The sequence below is a fragment of the Cognatishimia activa genome (assembly GCF_001458335.1).
Taxonomy (GTDB): Bacteria; Pseudomonadota; Alphaproteobacteria; order Rhodobacterales; family Rhodobacteraceae; genus Cognatishimia; species Cognatishimia activa.
In genome coordinates this window covers 83704-99112 of sequence record NZ_CYTO01000004.1, presented here as the reverse complement: position 1 = coordinate 99112, position 15409 = coordinate 83704, and the positions used below count along the sequence as shown (strand labels likewise).

Genomic DNA, 15409 nt, shown 5'->3' with positions numbered 1-15409 from the left:
CGCAAGAAAGCACCACATGCAATTCGACCACACCCAATTCACCCTCGGCTTCCGGCAAGCGCTAGAATACGGTATCGACTATCGCGACTATGAAAAAGTCGAGCGCTTGCCCGAAGGTATCCCTCTAATGGCCATCGCTGGCGTTTGGGGCAACCACAGCGACATTCGCTGTCTGTTCATTGATCAGGATGGTCAAACCTATCGCCGCCACATTACAGGCCGTGTCGGCCAGTACGTGATCCGTGAGCTAGATTTGAACGCAAAGGAGTTGCAGGTCGGACAGGTGCTTGTCGTGCTTAAAGACTGTCGTTCTGCTTGAGTTCAGGAATCCCACACCCACGCAAGAAATGAAAGGTTTGATCATAAAAAGCCGGTGGCCGAGTTGGATCCTTAGGGTCGCCATTTGGGACGAAAATGATCATGCCTTGACGGGCTCTTGTCAGAAGAACCCGGTAAGCATTGAGCAGATACACCTGCCGTGTTGAAGTCTTCACAGACTGCCACTTGCTTCCTTTGAATGCATTGAACTGCCAGGAGCCATCCACCATTCTGAGATCTGCATCCCAGCACATGCCTGCCCAATCCAGCTCGAGGCCTTGGATGTCAAATTCTGTTGCGACATCTTCCAGATAGTAAGAGGACCTCACGTCTTGGCTGTCGTTCAGAAACCAGCTTTTGGGATCAATCGCGGATTTGATATGTATGCCTTCGGGGCGCAAACGATGGGCGCCTGAAGATGCCACCAGGCCTGTCCGCTCACTTCCACGCGCCCTGCTGTTCAACCAATTCTTGGCAGAGACGAGGTCACGCGTAAGAAGTATCGGGTATCTGTCGCCCAAGCTAGCCAGAGCCTCAGAGGCCGACGATACATCGCCATCCAATACAGATGACACAAAAGAAGAGAGTCTTTCAGCGCGAAAGGATCTCATTGAAACAGATAGATGTAGATCTTCGTGCTTTGTGATCTTGGGCGAGTGCAGTAGCTCTACGGCGTCCTGAGAAACCGTATAGTGCGGATCTTCCAGAAGAGTTGACGCATGCACTTCCCAATCTGAGAAGCGGTTCTCGACCGCTCTCAACCATTCTCCAAGGCCTGCTTCGCCAGTATTGATCTCCTGGCCACCACCGATAAGGCAAACGATCGTGCACCATTCGGAGTGGCGATCCATGACTCCAATCAAGAATTCTGGCTCAGATTGATCGAAGTCGGCCAGCCCCCGCTTTGCTTGCATGAATTTGGAGGTTTGATCTGTTGTCCATGCGCGTTGGGCTTCATCAAAAACGACCACATGCTCAAAAGGCTCATTCGGATCGCTCAGATAGTGGTCTCTGAAGTGGTGAATATTCTGAACAAAGAGGCTTACTTCCCGCTCAGCATCCTTCTTTGAGATTTTTTCACCGCTAAACTTTCCTTGCTCCACCTTGTCCCGAGCCAAAGCTTCTCGCAAAACGGTGACCAAGGGACCGTTGCCAGATAGGAAAACTGCGTTTTCGTTCTCATGCCTTTCAGCACGACTTGCCGCAATGTTTAGCCCTGCGAGCGTTTTGCCGGCGCCCGGTACACCAGTTACGAAGCAAATTGATTTCTTGTGTTCTCGTTTGGAAGTTTCGATGATTTCCGCGATGCGGTCAGAGGTCGCCTTCAGGTTCTTAGCGCTCGCATCTGAACGGGAAATTTCGGTGACATCGTGCGATTTGTAGAGAGCCTGTGCGGCCTCGATTATGGTCGGTGTCGGTTTGTATCCGGATGCCTCCCAATCGGGTGAGGAAACAGGTTGTTCACGTGGTATCCCTGCAGCTTGAGCAAGAAGGTCGTCGAGGCCAGACCGTCCTATGCAGATCGGAGTTGCTACCCCATCCGCCCCGAGCTCCAGCACGAAATCTACCTTAGCAGCGTTCGTGGCAATCAACACAGGAACAATTGTGGCGGAGTGGCTTCCTTCGTGAAAGTTTTTGAGATCTAGCGCGTAGTCGTAAACTTGTTCGATGGCATGTCGATCGAAGGCCAACGAACCGACTTTGAATTCAATGACAAAGACGATCCCTTCTGTAACGAGAATGCAATCGGCGCGCTTGCCCATGCGAGGTATGTTGAACTCAAAAAAGAGCGTCCCTGAAAAAATAGATGCCAGTGAAAGTTGAAGGTATCGAATTTGGTCTATCCATGCATTGCGCTGCAAATGTTCCAATTCATGCCGGTGATGGGTTGTGAGTTTTCCCAAAATGGAAGATCCGTCTTCAACGCAGAAGTCGCCTACTGGTGCTTGATAATACGCTTTGCTCAATTTCTCTTAACCTTGTCGAAACCCTGTTGGTGACCTTGGGCCTCCTGTCACTGAAGGTCCACCCAAGTTACAGGCAAACGCCACCGTTGGAGTGCTGAGTGGGGGCGGGAAGCATGCGTAATTGGGCTGACCCTGTTCTGAGGTCGAGCTCCCGATAGGATCACAGCAATGCTGTGAGAAAGGGAGACAGAGAATGAAATACTTCGTTGGATTAGATGTTTCACTTCGATCATGTGCGCTTTGCGTCGTTGATGGTCGTGGCAAAGTTTGCTTGGAGCGAGAGTTGCCATGCGAAGTTAGTGATATTGCAGGTTGCTTGGAGGCATTCCCCCATCCAATCGAGCGGATCGGCTTTGAAGCGGGCGCGCTTAGTCAGCACCTTTACTTTGGCTTGCAAGCGAAAGGCTTCGACATAGTCTGCATGGAAGCGCGGCAGGTCAGCGCGGCTTTGTCTGCGATGCGGAACAAAACCGATAGGACCGATGCGAAGGGCATAGCTCAGATTCTACGGACCGGCTGGTTCAGCCCGGTTCATATGAAGAGCCGCGAAGCCCATGGACTACGAGCGCTTCTGAGCACACGCAAGGCATTGCTTAAGAAGACGATGGATCTGGCCAATGAAGTACGAGGTCTATTGAAGATCTTTGGGGTTCGGCTGCCCAGAACAGTGAAACACGGCTCTTTCGATGGCCTCGTGCGGCCCATGATCGAGATGGATGACGTTCTCGCGCACGCAATCATCCCTCTGCTTGATGCCCGGGTTGTCCTCTTCCAGAACTATCTTGAACTTGATCGACGCGTTAAGCGAGCTGCCTCTCAGGACGAAGTCTGTATGCGCATGATGACTGTTCCTGGTGTGGGTCCGATAGCGGCCCTTACATTCAAGGCGGCTGTGGATGACCCAAAACGATTTAAGCGATCCCGGACTGTGGCCGCACACTTCGGACTCACACCGCGACGATATCAGTCAGGCGAACACGACAACCCGGGCCGCATATCGAAAGCTGGAGATCGAGACGTTCGGGCAACTCTTTATGCTGCGGCCAATGCTTTGTTGATGCGAACGATGGCGGGGTCACAGATCAAGACTTGGGGCATGCGGTTGATGCGGACTAAAGGGCGTCGCAGAGCGGTTGTCGCGGTCGCTCGCAAACTTGCCGTTCTTTTGCATCGTATGTGGACCGACGGAACAGAATTCCGTCAGGAAAAAGTTGGAGGCACAGCATGAACAATTAGCCTACCACCTAACCTGACGGGATCGTCCAATCCGGACGAGGTTCGTGGATGAAGCCGAAAATGTCTGCTGCGCAACTTGAAGCGCGCCGGAAAGCGGGGCTCTCCACTTCCAATCCGACACATGCATGCAGCGGCGCCCTTCGAGCGCCAAACCAGACTGCGAAGAGAAGCGTGACCCGGATAGACGATACCCAAACACTCAGAAAAAGGAATATGAGCTTGACCCAGACACCCAATTAGAGAAGCGGACATTCGCTGCACGAGTTCAGCACTGAATCTTTTTACGGTTCGCGGACGTTAACAAAGTGACACGGAAGCTATCGCGCTCACATAGCTGCCAATGTATGCTCCAAGCCGTTGCGAATGTGCTCTTCAAGAAGCTGCTTGGCTTTGCTCGCGTCCCTTGCAAGCGCTGCATCGAACATGGCCTTGTGTTCTTGGACTGCAACGTCTCCGCGATAGGTTAGCACAAGCATCTGATACCGCAGGTACTTGTCATAAAGCGTAGAGTGCAATGACAAGAGGTTTTTGGAGTTGCAGGCCTCGATCATTGCCAGGTGGAACTCCCAATCATAGCGTTTCCACAACTCTTTCTCAGATTCATCGCCGGACAGAAGTCGCTGTTCCATCAAGTGCAGCTTATGATGGGCCGCAACCAGATTGCCTTCCCAATCCGTGTCGCCGTTCTCGATCGATTGTTCCAATGCGTGACATTCCAATAGGACACGCAGTTCCGTAATCTCGATAAGGTCTTCACGGGAAACAGGTGTAACGAAGAAGCCCCGCTGTTCTGGCGCTTCAACGAATCCCTCACTGGCCAGCCGGTTCAGAGTTTCGCGCAAGGTGGATGAACTTGTGGAATAGCGTTGTTTCAGCCCTTCAAGCTTCAGTTTTGCGCCCGGTTTCAAATCTCCAAAGATGATGTCGTGCTTGATACGCTGATAGGTGCTTGATCCGACAGTAGCGAATTGCTTGTTCATCATTTTGTCCGGTTTTTTCTGATTTACCATGTAAATATCACCTCCAAGACAGTCTCACAATATCACAATAAATCTGGTAAATCTAAAAATATCAGAAATTCTTGTAAATCCCATTGATACCCCCTAGGGTGAACCGAAATGGGGGAGAGCGATTCCGACCCCTTGTCGAATAGCGTGCATTCAAAGGCACGAACCGGGAGTTTCGGAGTGTCTCAGACAGTTCAGGTAGCGATTGCAGGGGTTGGGCTTGTTGGCCGACGCCACGCAGATGCCATCAACCAATTAAAAAACGTGAACCTCTCTGGGGTCGTGGACCCAAGCGAGGCAGGACGCGCGTTCGCCGAAGAGCGGGATGTGCCTTGCTTTGAGACTTTGGAAGACCTTTTTGCTGCTCAATCCCCCGACGGGGTTGTGCTGGCAACCCCTACGCTTTTGCATGTAGAGCAGGGTTTGGAGTGCGTCAGACGGGGTTGCCCTGTTCTTGTTGAAAAGCCACTAGCGACTTCTGCGAGTGAAGCGCAGACATTGGTGGAGGAAGCAGAGCAAGCCGGTGTTCCGGTATTGGTGGGGCACCACCGCCGCCACAACCCACTGATCCGTAAGGCGCATGACATTGTTTCGTCTGGCGGCATAGGGGAAGTGCGCGCCGTTCATGTGAATTGTTGGTTTTACAAACCGGACCACTATTTCGACGAAGCACCGTGGCGCAAAAAGACAGGGGCCGGACCCATCTCGGTGAATCTGGCTCATGATGTGGATCTGATCCGCCACTTGTGCGGTGAGGTCGAAAGCGTTCAAGCACAATCCGCCCCGTCGAAACGTGGATTCGAGAATGAAGATGTTGCAGCCGCAGTTCTGCGATTTCGGGGCGGGGCCATTGGCACGATCACCGTATCTGACAGCATTGTTTCGCCGTGGAGCTGGGAGCTGACGTCAAACGAATATCCGATTTACCCACCAACACCTGAAAGTTGCTATTTACTTGGTGGATCGCACGGGTCGCTGTCGGTGCCTGACCTTCGCCTTTGGACGCATCAGAATGGTGCTCGAGATTGGTGGTCTCCGATCGCCGCGACCACTGTTGTCAGGGGAGGGTCGGACCCACTGGTCAATCAGATGCGTCATTTCGCAGAGGTTATTACCCATACGGCGTCACCCTTGGTGTCCGGTCGGGAAGGTCTACGCACCTTAAAGGTGCTGGAGGCGATACAAGAAGCCTGCAAATCCAGAGAAACGGTTAAGGTTTTATCCAGGCAAACTGTTGAAACTAAAGAGGAAGTAACGGTTACGGGTTAAAATATCTGATATTTTGCAAAAAATATTGCAAATAAACTAAAATCAGGCAATCTTACCGTCGAGCTTATGAACATGGAAACTTTGGGAGGAAACTCATGATCACGAAACTCACCCGCCGGACAGCGATGTCCGCCCTAATGGCCGCCGGCATGGTAGTCAGCGCAGGGGCTGGCCTGGCAGCAGACAAAATCCAACTACGCATGGCGACGTCGGGCTCTGAAACAGACCAACGTTCGGTCGCCATGGCCGAAGTGTTTGCGCCAATGGTTGCAGACTTCGTTGACTATCAGCCCAGCTATAACGGAACAATCTTCGCGCAGGGCACCGAGCTTGACGCGATCTCTCGAGGCAACCTTGAAATGTCGATCACCTCGGCACAGGAACTGGCGCAGTTCTTCCCCGAGTTCTCGATCTTCACTGCGGGCTATGTCCATCAGGACGCCGCGCATCAGGTTGCTGTCTTCAACGATCCGCTGATGGATCCGTTCAAGAAAACTGCCGAAGACGATCTGGGCGTAAAGCTTCTATCGGTCATGTATCTGGGTCGCCGCCAGGTGAACCTGCGTCAGTCTCCGGACGAGTTGATGGTCAAGACGCCTGCAGATCTTGCTGGTGTGAACCTGCGGATGCCAGGCACCGACGCGTGGCAGTTCCTGGGTAAGGCCCTTGGTGCAGCTCCGACACCTATGGCTTTCTCGGAAGTTTACACCGCGCTGTCGACCGGTGCGGTTGACGGTCAGGACAACCCTCTGCCGACCGTTGTGGACGCGAAGTTCTACGAGGTGACCAAGCAGATCATCCTGACGTCGCACCTTGTTGACCTGAACTACATCGCGATTTCCAAAGCGGTCTGGGATGACATGAGCGCTGACCAGCAAGCCAAAGTTCAAGCTGCGGCCGATGCCGCTGCCGAAAGCGGTCGTCAGAAGCAGCTTCAGAAAGAGGCCGACCTTGTTGCCTTCCTCGAAGAGCAAGGAATGACCATTTACGAGCCCGATCTGGCAGCATTCCGCAATCAGGTACAGTCGATGTATCTTGAAAGCGAATTTGCTGAATCTTGGCCCGAAGGTGTGTTGGAACAGGTCAACGCCCTGGGCAACTGATCTGACCTGAACAAGGGGGAGGACGACTATGGAGAAAGCCTTTAGATGGTTCTCCCGACTTGCTGAAATGATTGCCGGCGGCTTGCTGGCGGCAATCTTTGTTATCTTTCTGCTACAGATCGCGCTTCGATACCTTTTCACGCCCGCCGGATGGACGCTGGAACTGATCGGTATCCTATGGGTCTGGGTGATTTTCTTTGCCTGCGCATTCGTCGTGCGAGAGCAGGATCAGGTCAAATTCGACATCGTATATCTGTCGGTTAGCAAACGAACCCGGAAGGTCTTTGCGATGATTTCGGCGGCGGCCTTGGTGGTTGGCATGCTTTATACGCTGCTGCCCACATGGGATTACATCGACTGGATGAAAATCCGGAAGACAGCGACGGTGCGGAACCCGTTCACCGGGGCGAAGATTCCGCTGCGCGATGTCTTTTCGATCTACGCGGTCTTCATCGTCGCGGTCGCCGCGCGCTACGCGTGGATGTTCGTCGACATCTGGCGCAATGCCCCCCCGAAAACCGAACTCGAATTGGCGGTCGAAGCCATTCATGAGGCTGAAGAAGAGAATTTCGAAGAGGAAACCGACAAATGAGCTTTGAGCTGATTTCCCTTCTTGTCACCCTGTTCTTCCTAGCGGGGATTGGTACGCCGATCGGGTATTCGATCCTATTGGCCTCGGTCGTCTATCTGGGCGTCGCAGGTTTGGACATCGCCCTGGCAGGTGAAAAGATCCTGCAGGGTTTCTATCGCAGCACCATCCTATTGGCCGTTCCGCTGTTCATTGTGGCCGCCAACATTATGAATGCGGGGTCGATCACTGACCGTTTGCTGAACTTCTGTGTTGCGGCTGTTGGTCGCTTCAAAGGCGGTTTGGGGCATGTGAATGTTGTGGCCTCGCTGATCTTCTCGGGCATGTCGGGGTCGGCTGTGGCTGATGCGGCTGGCATCGGCAAGATCATCATCGAGATGATGACCAAAGGCGACCGCTATCCGCGCGGCTATGCGGCGGCGATCACGGCGGCAACAGCCACCATTGGCCCGATCATCCCACCGTCCATTCCAATGGTCTTGTATGCGCTGGTTTCCAAAGCGTCGATCGGTTCGCTGTTCCTTGCAGGTATTCTGCCGGGCCTGATCATGGGCGCCGTCCTGATGGTCATGAACGGATACCTAGCGCGCAAACGCAACTTTGCGCTTGAAGAACCGGTTCCGCTGCGCGAACTGCCCAAGAAGACCGCTAATGCATTCCCCGCACTTTTGATGCCTGTGATCCTGCTTTATGGCATCTATGGCGGAGTCACCACGCCGACAGAGGCTGCAGCGGTCGCCGCTTTCTATGCGCTGATGCTAGCGTTCATGTTCTATCGGGCCATCTCTCTCGGGAAGCTCTATCAAGTCTTCGTTGACAGCGCCCGGTCTTCGGCCTCGGTCGGGATCGTGATCGGCGGTGCCTTCATTCTGAACTTCATCGTGATTCAGGAGCAGATTCCACAGGCCATTTCGGCGATGCTGGGCGGGGCGGAAATTCACCCGATCATGTTCCTGATCCTCGTCAACATCCTGATCCTTGTGTTGGGATGTGTGTTGGATGCCACCACAATTATTCTGGTGATCGTGCCGCTGTTCATCCCGACTTGCGAGGCGCTTGGGATTGATCTTGTCCACTTTGGGGTTCTGGTTGTCGTGAACTCGATGATCGGTCTGATCACCCCGCCTTACGGTATCCTGTTGTTCGTCATCAACGCAGTAACAGACATCCCATTGCGAGAGATCATCTCCGAAATTTGGGGTTTCCTTGCGGTTCTTATCATCGCGTTGGTCGCAATGATGCTGCTGCCTGACATGATCCTCTGGCTACCGCGACTGTTGGGTTACCAAGGCTAGGACCCATGTCACTTTCAATTTCGACCACGTCTATCCCCGGTGATTTGCGAGAGAAACTTGCGGCTATTGCCGAGGCGGGTTTCGATGGAATTGAGCTGCACGAGCCGGATTTCACCGGATACCACGGCAGCGCGGCAGAACTTGCCGACCGGGTGACTGACCTCGGCCTGCGGATCAACTTGTTGAAGCCTTTCAATGATCTTGAAGGGTGGACAGGCAAAGACAGAGTTCGGGCATTCGATCGGTTGGAACGCAAGTTTGACCTGATGCAAGTGCTTGGCACAGATCTGATGCTAGTGGGCGCATCCAGTTTGGAGGCCGATCGCGAAACTACTCTGGCGGATCTGACCGAGGCTGCTGAACGGGCGGCCAAGCATGGGGTTCGGTTGGGCTATCTGGCATTGCCTTGGGCCGGGGATGTCCAGACTGACGAAGTCGCGCTTAAACTGGTCGAGGAGATCAACAGTCCAAGCCTTGGACTTGCCTTGAACAGCTATTTCTCACTGGCAGATGGAACCAAACCGGCTCAACTACGCCACATCCCCGGGGATCGTGTGTTCCACGTTCAGCTGTCTGATGCACCGCGAACGCAGGGCAACATACGTGGGTTGAAACGCCATTTCGGGCTGCTGCCTGGGCAGGGTGCCCTGAACTTGGCAGGTTTCGTCAAGGTGCTGGCCAGAAGCGGTTATGCTGGCTCTTGGTCAGTCGCCCGCGTGAACGAGCACAGCCCCAGACCGGGTGGCCGCACCTTGGCGCAGGATGGATTTCGCGCGCTGGTCAATTTGCTGGATGACGTGTCACGCAGCGATCCGGACCTGACCTTCGATATCCCAACCCTGCCGTCGCGCGTTTATACCTCTGGGTTTGAGTTCATTGAATTCACGGCTGACGAGACCAGCGGCAAGGTGCTGACGGACCTGCTTTCCGCCCTGTGCTTCCGGATGGAGCGGCAACATGTTTCCAAACCCGTCCAGCTTTGGCGGCAGGGTGCGATCAATATCGTCGTGAATATCTCGAAAGAGGGGTTCGCACATTCCGCATTTCTTAGCCACGGACCGTCCGTCTGCGATATGGGCCTGCGCGTAAAAGATGCAGAACAGACAGTGGAACGCGCGACTCTCCTTGGAACACCGCGCTTCTCTCAGCCAGTTGGGTCGGGTGAACTGGATATTCCCGCCATTCGCGGAGTGGGGGGGAATGTCGTCCACTTTATCGATGAAAAGTCCGATCTGCATCGCGTCTGGGATATCGAGTTTGAACCCGTCGCCAAGACCAGCGCAACCCAACCCGCCGGCCTGCGCCGCATCGACCACGTCGCACAAACCATGCGCTATGAAGAAATGCAAAGCTGGCTGCTTTATTACATCTCGACCTTCGAGATGGCCAAGACCCCGATCGTGGATGTCGCCGACCCATCAGGGGTTGTTCATAGCCAAGCGATTGAAAGCCCCGAAGGCGAGGTGCGCCTGAACCTGAACGGGGCCGAGGGGCGTCGAACCTTTGCCGCGTCCTTCCTTGAGGATCGGTTCGGGGCAGGCGTTCAGCACATTGCGATGCTGAGCGATGACATTTTCGAAACGTCTGAGCTGCTGGCACAAAATGGGTTCCCGCGTCTGGAAATCTCGCCCAACTACTATGACGATCTACAGGCGCAATTCGGTTTGGACGACGAAACGACAGGCCGGTTGCGGGACGACAATATCCTTTACGACCGACATGGGACGTCCGAATACTTCCAGATTTACAGCCAGCCTATCTTCAACGGTTTCTTTTTTGAGATCGTTGAACGGCGTGGCGGCTACGCGGGCTATGGCGCGCGGAATGCCTCGGCCCGGCTTGCAGCGCAGATGAAACACCAACGACCAGCCGGGATGCCGCGGATATGAAAGCTGCTTTGATCGGATATGGCATCGCCAAATCCCTGACCCCAGAAATGCATCTGGCAGAGGCCCAGGCGCAGGGTTTCGTCTACGACTACCAGCGCTTTGATACCGCCACGGCCGAGTTCAACAGCATGACCCTTCCACAGATACTGGACAAGGCGCAGTCAGGGGGTCTTGCAGGTGTCAATGTAACCTATCCGTTCAAGCGGGCGGCGACAGAGCAAATGGATGAACTGTCAGACACGGCGCGCCTACTTGGGGCGGTAAATACCGTGTTGTTCAAGGACGGGCAGCGTATTGGCCATAACACCGATTATGTGGGCTTCCGGTCTGCGCTGCGCGGGGCCCCGGCGATGACGTTGATCCAAAATGTGTCACTGGTGGGCGCTGGCGGTGCTGGGGGTGCGGTTGCACTGGCCCTGATCGATCAAGGTTGCGAGAATCTTTTCATATTTGACCAAAGACCCTCTGCAGCGCAGGAGCTTGCTGAACGGATCAGGTGCGCGCGGCCAAGGGCGATGGTCCGGCGCATCGAAGCGCTCTCGCAAAGCGAACTGGTCGGCATGAATGGCGTCGTGAATGCCACCCCGATGGGCATGGCCAGCCAACCCGGTATGGCGGTGGACCCTGCAATGCTTAACCCTGCCTGTTGGGTCGCAGACATCGTCTATTTCCCACGCCAGACCGCCCTTCTGCAGGCAGCGCAGGCGCGCCGTCTGCGAACGCTGGATGGTTCCGGAATGGCTGTTTTCCAAGCCGCCGCCGCTTTCCACCTGATCACCGGCCGCGTCGCCTTGGCACGACGCATGTTCAACAGTTTCGACTGGCTTGTGCCCCAAGAGGAGGTCCCTGCATGACCACTCAACCTTCTGACGCCGAAGCCGTCCGCCATTGGTGGCGCACGTCGATCATCGACATGGAGCCGGGTCGAATCGCCTTTCGCGGTCACCCGATTGAAAAGCTGATCGGGAATGTTTCCTTCCCGCAAATGATCTGGCTGATGGTCCGAGGCGACATGCCTACGACAGATCAGGCGGCGCTGTTTGAGACCGCCCTTGTGGCGGGGGTTGATCACGGGCCTCAGGCACCCTCGATTGCGGCAGCGCGTATGGCTGCCACCTGTGGGTTGGGATTGAACAATGTGATGGCTACGGCGGTCAACATGCTGGGCGATGTGCATGGTGGGGCGGGCGAACAATGCGCAGAGCTCTATTTCGACATCGCCGACCGAATGGATGCCGGCGCAGGCTTGGAGGACGCCGTTCGCGACGGCTTGGATGCGTGGCGTGCCGAGCATGGTAAGATCGTCTCGGGGTTCGGGCACCGGTTTCACAAGCCGGTGGATCCGCGTGCCCCGCGTCTGATGGCTCTGGTGCGTCAGGCCGCTGCGAAAGGCACGGTTTCGGGCCGTTACGCCGATATCGGCGAGGCCGTTCAGGCCGAGCTTGGCCACCAACGCGGTGGCCGTCCCATTGCGATGAACATCGACGGAGCTACAGCCGTAATCTTTTGCGAGCTTGGCTTCCCGGCCCCTTTGTCACGCGGTTTGTTCTGTCTGTCCCGGTCCGTGGGCGTATTGTCCCACGGCTGGGAACAAATGCAGCAAGGTGGCCGCAACAAAGGGCCAATGCCCCCCCAATATTTTCCCCTCTACGAAGCGAAAGACGATGACCGGTAACTTACCGAAAGCCTTCCGGGTCGGCCTAATCGGCTGTGGTCGCATAAGCGACATCTATTTAAAAACACTTGCAAAATTCACTGAGATCGACGTGGTCGCCTGCGCAAGCCTCGATCCCGAAGAAAGCCGCGCCAAGGCTGAACAGCATAGGATCGCGCGCTCTTGTTCGGTGGAAGAGGTCATCTCTGACCCCTCCATCGATTGCATACTGAACCTGACCATCCCGGCAGCCCATGCCGAGATAACGCGTCGCGCTTTGGTGGTGGGCAAGCATGTCTATTCCGAGAAGCCTTTCGTGACGGATATGGAAGAGGGCCGTGAGCTTCTTGACCTTGCGAATGCCAAAGGTCTGAAGCTAGGCAATGCGCCGGATACGTTTCTGGGTGGCCGGTGGCAAACCGTGCGTCGCCTGATTGACGAAGGCGCGATTGGGCGGCCGACGGGTGTCTTTGCTCATGTCGGCACACATGGCACGGAACGGCATCACCCGAACCCGGATTTCTACTACAAACCGGGCGGGGGTCCGCTGCTGGATCTTGGCCCGTATTACCTGACTGCCATGATTTTCTGCCTTGGCCCGGTCGCGCGGGTTGCGGGCATGGCCAACCGTGCCTTCGATCGCCGTCTGATCGAGAACGGCCCCCGCAATGGTGAATGGGTCGACGTCGGGGTCGACACGCATTCGCTTAGCCTGCTTGAGTTTGAAGCCGGGGCCATCGGGTCGATGACCATGAGCTTTGATATCTGGGACAGCGAAACGCCTCGATTTGAAATTTATGGAGAGACCGGTGTGATCTCGATCCCCGATCCCGACCCGGTGCATGGCGCCAACGACTTCCATGGTCCGGTCTGGCTGCGAACCCGCGAGACTTCAAGATGGTCCCACCAACCACGGCCCGCCGGGCGCGATGATTGGCATGAAGTCGAAAACCGTCATGGCTTCAACCAGAACAGCCGTGGGCTTGGTCTGCTGGATTTGGCCTATGCCGTGCGCGATGACCGCCCGGTGCGCGCAAGTGGCGATCTTTCTTTCCACGTGTTCGAGGTGATGGACGCCATCGCCCGGGCCCCGGTGCACGGTCTGTATCAAACGATCGAAAGCTCGTGCCCCATCCCGGATCTTTTGCCCGAGAATTTCCCTGAAAGTGAGGGCTTTGCCCCCGTGGAGGCCGAACATGCCCTGTGAGCAAGTCAATATCGCAGAGCCGTTTTTCGGAATCCGACACATTACCAACGAGGCCGAGTATCCGGTCACAGATCGGGCTATCGTTCTGAATGTGGCTGATCGGCCAATCCTGATTGAAGAGCAAACCCTGCTGCCCCTGCAGTCTGCAATCTTCGCCAAGACCACCTTGCGCGACGTAGATCGAGCCGTGGTTATTGACCGTTTCGACGCTCATCCCGACGAAACCACGTTGTGCGAAGAAGTGCGCAAGGTCTGGCCCTCTGCCTTCGAAGTGCGCGGCGAAGAGCGTCTGCGCGGGGTAGAGCACTATATGTCGCCCAAGCAGTTTGTCGGGAACATTGGCTTGACGATGTATCATTCAGCTTCGGTGCCGCTGAATGTCGGGCTGCACAAAGAGCATCCGTTCTGCCCCGTCTCCGGGTTCCGCGAAGTGCACACGCAGATCGTCGGCTACGGTAAAATGCAACAGTGCCGCGCGCGCGATCCGGAGACACTGTATCTAGAGGACCCCATGGCGCCCGGTATCACCCATCGCCCGATGTATGACGCCAAGGGCAACTATCCCTGGCACCAATACGAAACCACCACGCCCAGCATCTTTATGGCGTTGGAAATTCTACCTGACGGGGCGCCGATCCCTGGAGTGGGAGGCGAAAATGACTGAGAAATTGCTGCCGGAAAACTTTGAATTTGAGGGACCTTACCCACGTTTGTCCCGTCGCCTACGGCTGGGGGTCGTAGGTGGTGGCCGCATTTCGGCGACCCAAGCAACTGCGGCCCGTTTGACGGATCGTTGGGAAGTGACTGCCGGCGCCTTGTCTTCCGACCCTGACCGAGCGCGTGAACGCGGGGCCGAGTGGTTCCTTCCGCCAGAGCGTTGCTACGCCTCGTTCGGGGAAATGGCCAAGGCCGAAGCAGCCCGCCCCGACGGGGTGGACGCGGTCATGATCACGACGCCCAACCACCTCCATTTCGAGGCAGCAAAGGTCTTTCTTGAGGCCGGGATCGACGTCCTTTGTGACAAGCCTTTGACCAATGAGGTGGCCGAGGCCGAAGCCTTGGTCGACCTTGCCGCGCAGACTGGTCAGGTGTTTGGCGTCGGCTACGCCATGTCCTGTTTTCCCATGATCCGGCAGGCGCGCGAGATCGTCGCGGAAGGCGGTATTGGCAAGATCAACCAAATCCACGTCGAGTTTCTGCAGGACTGGATGACTCCCGAAGACGTCGCGGACGCGCCCCATGTCAAATGGCGTTTGGATCCGAAGATCTCTGGTCCGACCAGCTGTGTCGGTGATATCGGCACCCATGCCGCCCATCTGGCGAGCTTCGTGTCAGGGCTGGAAATGACCGAACTGCGGGCGGAATTCCATGTCTGTGGCGCACCGAAACCTTTGGAAGACACGGCTTTCATGTTCACCCGTTACGCCGGCGACGTGCCGGGCACCCTGATGGCAACGCGACTTGCTCCGGGCAACCGTGGTGGTTTGCGGCTGCGGGTCTATGGCTCTGAAGGGGGGCTTGAATGGGATCTCGAGAATTCCGAGCGTTTGAAGTTCGTCCGCTATGGTGAGCCTGACCGTATGATCAGCCGGGGCCACGGCCATGGCGTCAGCGCACGAACTGAACGGCTGGTGCGGGCCGCGCGCGGTTTCCCTGAAGGCATCATAGAGGCTTGGGCCAATCTCTACATGGAACTCGCTATGGCGGTCGCCGCCCGCAAAGACGGCATCGCAGCCCCGCAAGGCTGGGTCGGGTTCCCGCGTGTAGACGAGGGGGCCGCTGGCGTCCGGTTCATCGATGCCTCTGTCAGATCGAATGCTTCCGGGGGGGCTTGGACAAAAATCTAAGCACTCAAATTCAGTAATTGATATTTTT

At 55.8% G+C, this 15409-nt stretch carries 14 protein-coding genes; 12 read left to right on the top strand and 2 right to left on the bottom strand.

The genetic code is table 11. From position 1 onward, the window contains the following. Nucleotides 1–16: 16 nt before the first annotated feature. Complete coding sequence (locus TA5113_RS01610; protein WP_058313485.1) at nt 17–319, top strand: hypothetical protein; 303 nt, start codon at nt 17–19, stop codon at nt 317–319. Here the strand turns inward: TA5113_RS01610 and TA5113_RS01605 are convergent. Continuing rightward, on the bottom strand, nt 297–2180 hold the full coding sequence (locus tag TA5113_RS01605; protein WP_220387186.1) for a DUF2075 domain-containing protein: 1884 nt from the start codon (nt 2178–2180) through the stop codon (nt 297–299). The two genes, TA5113_RS01610 and TA5113_RS01605, sit on opposite strands and share 23 nt — an antisense overlap. 298 nt (nt 2181–2478) lie before the next feature. Here TA5113_RS01605 and TA5113_RS01600 point away from each other — a divergent pair, with 298 nt between their 5' ends. Beyond that, nucleotides 2479–3513: an IS110 family RNA-guided transposase gene (locus tag TA5113_RS01600; protein ID WP_058313755.1), complete on the top strand. Its 1035-nt coding sequence runs from the start codon at nt 2479–2481 to the stop codon at nt 3511–3513. A 334-nt stretch (nt 3514–3847) separates the two neighbouring features. Here the strand turns inward: TA5113_RS01600 and TA5113_RS01595 are convergent, their stop codons facing one another. Beyond that, a complete protein-coding gene (locus tag TA5113_RS01595; RefSeq protein ID WP_058313798.1) occupies nt 3848–4501 on the bottom strand; it encodes a GntR family transcriptional regulator in 654 nt (217 codons plus the stop codon). 207 nt (nt 4502–4708) lie between these two features. Between TA5113_RS01595 and TA5113_RS01590 the strand changes: the two genes are divergently transcribed. The 10 genes from TA5113_RS01590 to TA5113_RS01545 all read left to right on the top strand — a co-directional run bounded on the left by TA5113_RS01590 (nt 4709) and on the right by TA5113_RS01545 (nt 15381). Continuing rightward, entirely contained in the window at nt 4709–5797 is a 1089-nt protein-coding gene (locus TA5113_RS01590; RefSeq protein ID WP_058313754.1) for a Gfo/Idh/MocA family protein, read from the top strand. A gap of 95 nt (nt 5798–5892) precedes the next feature. Then, nucleotides 5893–6900, top strand: a complete 1008-nt coding sequence (dctP, locus tag TA5113_RS01585) for a TRAP transporter substrate-binding protein DctP (RefSeq protein ID WP_058313753.1) — start codon at nt 5893–5895, stop codon at nt 6898–6900. Nucleotides 6901–6928: 28 nt separating this feature from the next. Further along, complete coding sequence (locus tag TA5113_RS01580; protein WP_058313752.1) at nt 6929–7492, top strand: TRAP transporter small permease; 564 nt, start codon at nt 6929–6931, stop codon at nt 7490–7492. Continuing rightward, complete coding sequence (locus TA5113_RS01575) at nt 7489–8784, top strand: TRAP transporter large permease (protein ID WP_058313751.1); 1296 nt, start codon at nt 7489–7491, stop codon at nt 8782–8784. Before TA5113_RS01580 ends, TA5113_RS01575 begins: the two co-directional genes overlap by 4 nt. 5 nt (nt 8785–8789) lie before the next feature. Continuing rightward, the gene (locus tag TA5113_RS01570; protein WP_058313750.1) at nt 8790–10673 is read left to right on the top strand and encodes a bifunctional sugar phosphate isomerase/epimerase/4-hydroxyphenylpyruvate dioxygenase family protein; all 1884 of its coding nucleotides are present in this window, start codon (nt 8790–8792) and stop codon (nt 10671–10673) included. Then, entirely contained in the window at nt 10670–11527 is an 858-nt protein-coding gene (locus tag TA5113_RS01565; RefSeq protein ID WP_058313749.1) for a shikimate dehydrogenase, read from the top strand. The genes TA5113_RS01570 and TA5113_RS01565 overlap by 4 nt, the downstream gene beginning before the upstream one ends. Continuing rightward, nucleotides 11524–12348 (top strand): citryl-CoA lyase, encoded by an 825-nt coding sequence (locus TA5113_RS01560; RefSeq protein ID WP_058313748.1) that lies wholly within the window; start codon nt 11524–11526, stop codon nt 12346–12348. The genes TA5113_RS01565 and TA5113_RS01560 overlap by 4 nt, the downstream gene beginning before the upstream one ends. After that, entirely contained in the window at nt 12338–13534 is a 1197-nt protein-coding gene (locus TA5113_RS01555) for a Gfo/Idh/MocA family protein (protein ID WP_058313747.1), read from the top strand. The genes TA5113_RS01560 and TA5113_RS01555 overlap by 11 nt, the downstream gene beginning before the upstream one ends. After that, nucleotides 13524–14198 (top strand): hypothetical protein, encoded by a 675-nt coding sequence (locus TA5113_RS01550; protein ID WP_058313746.1) that lies wholly within the window; start codon nt 13524–13526, stop codon nt 14196–14198. The genes TA5113_RS01555 and TA5113_RS01550 overlap by 11 nt, the downstream gene beginning before the upstream one ends. Then, entirely contained in the window at nt 14191–15381 is a 1191-nt protein-coding gene (locus TA5113_RS01545; RefSeq protein ID WP_058313745.1) for a Gfo/Idh/MocA family protein, read from the top strand. Before TA5113_RS01550 ends, TA5113_RS01545 begins: the two co-directional genes overlap by 8 nt. Nucleotides 15382–15409: the final 28 nt, after the last annotated feature.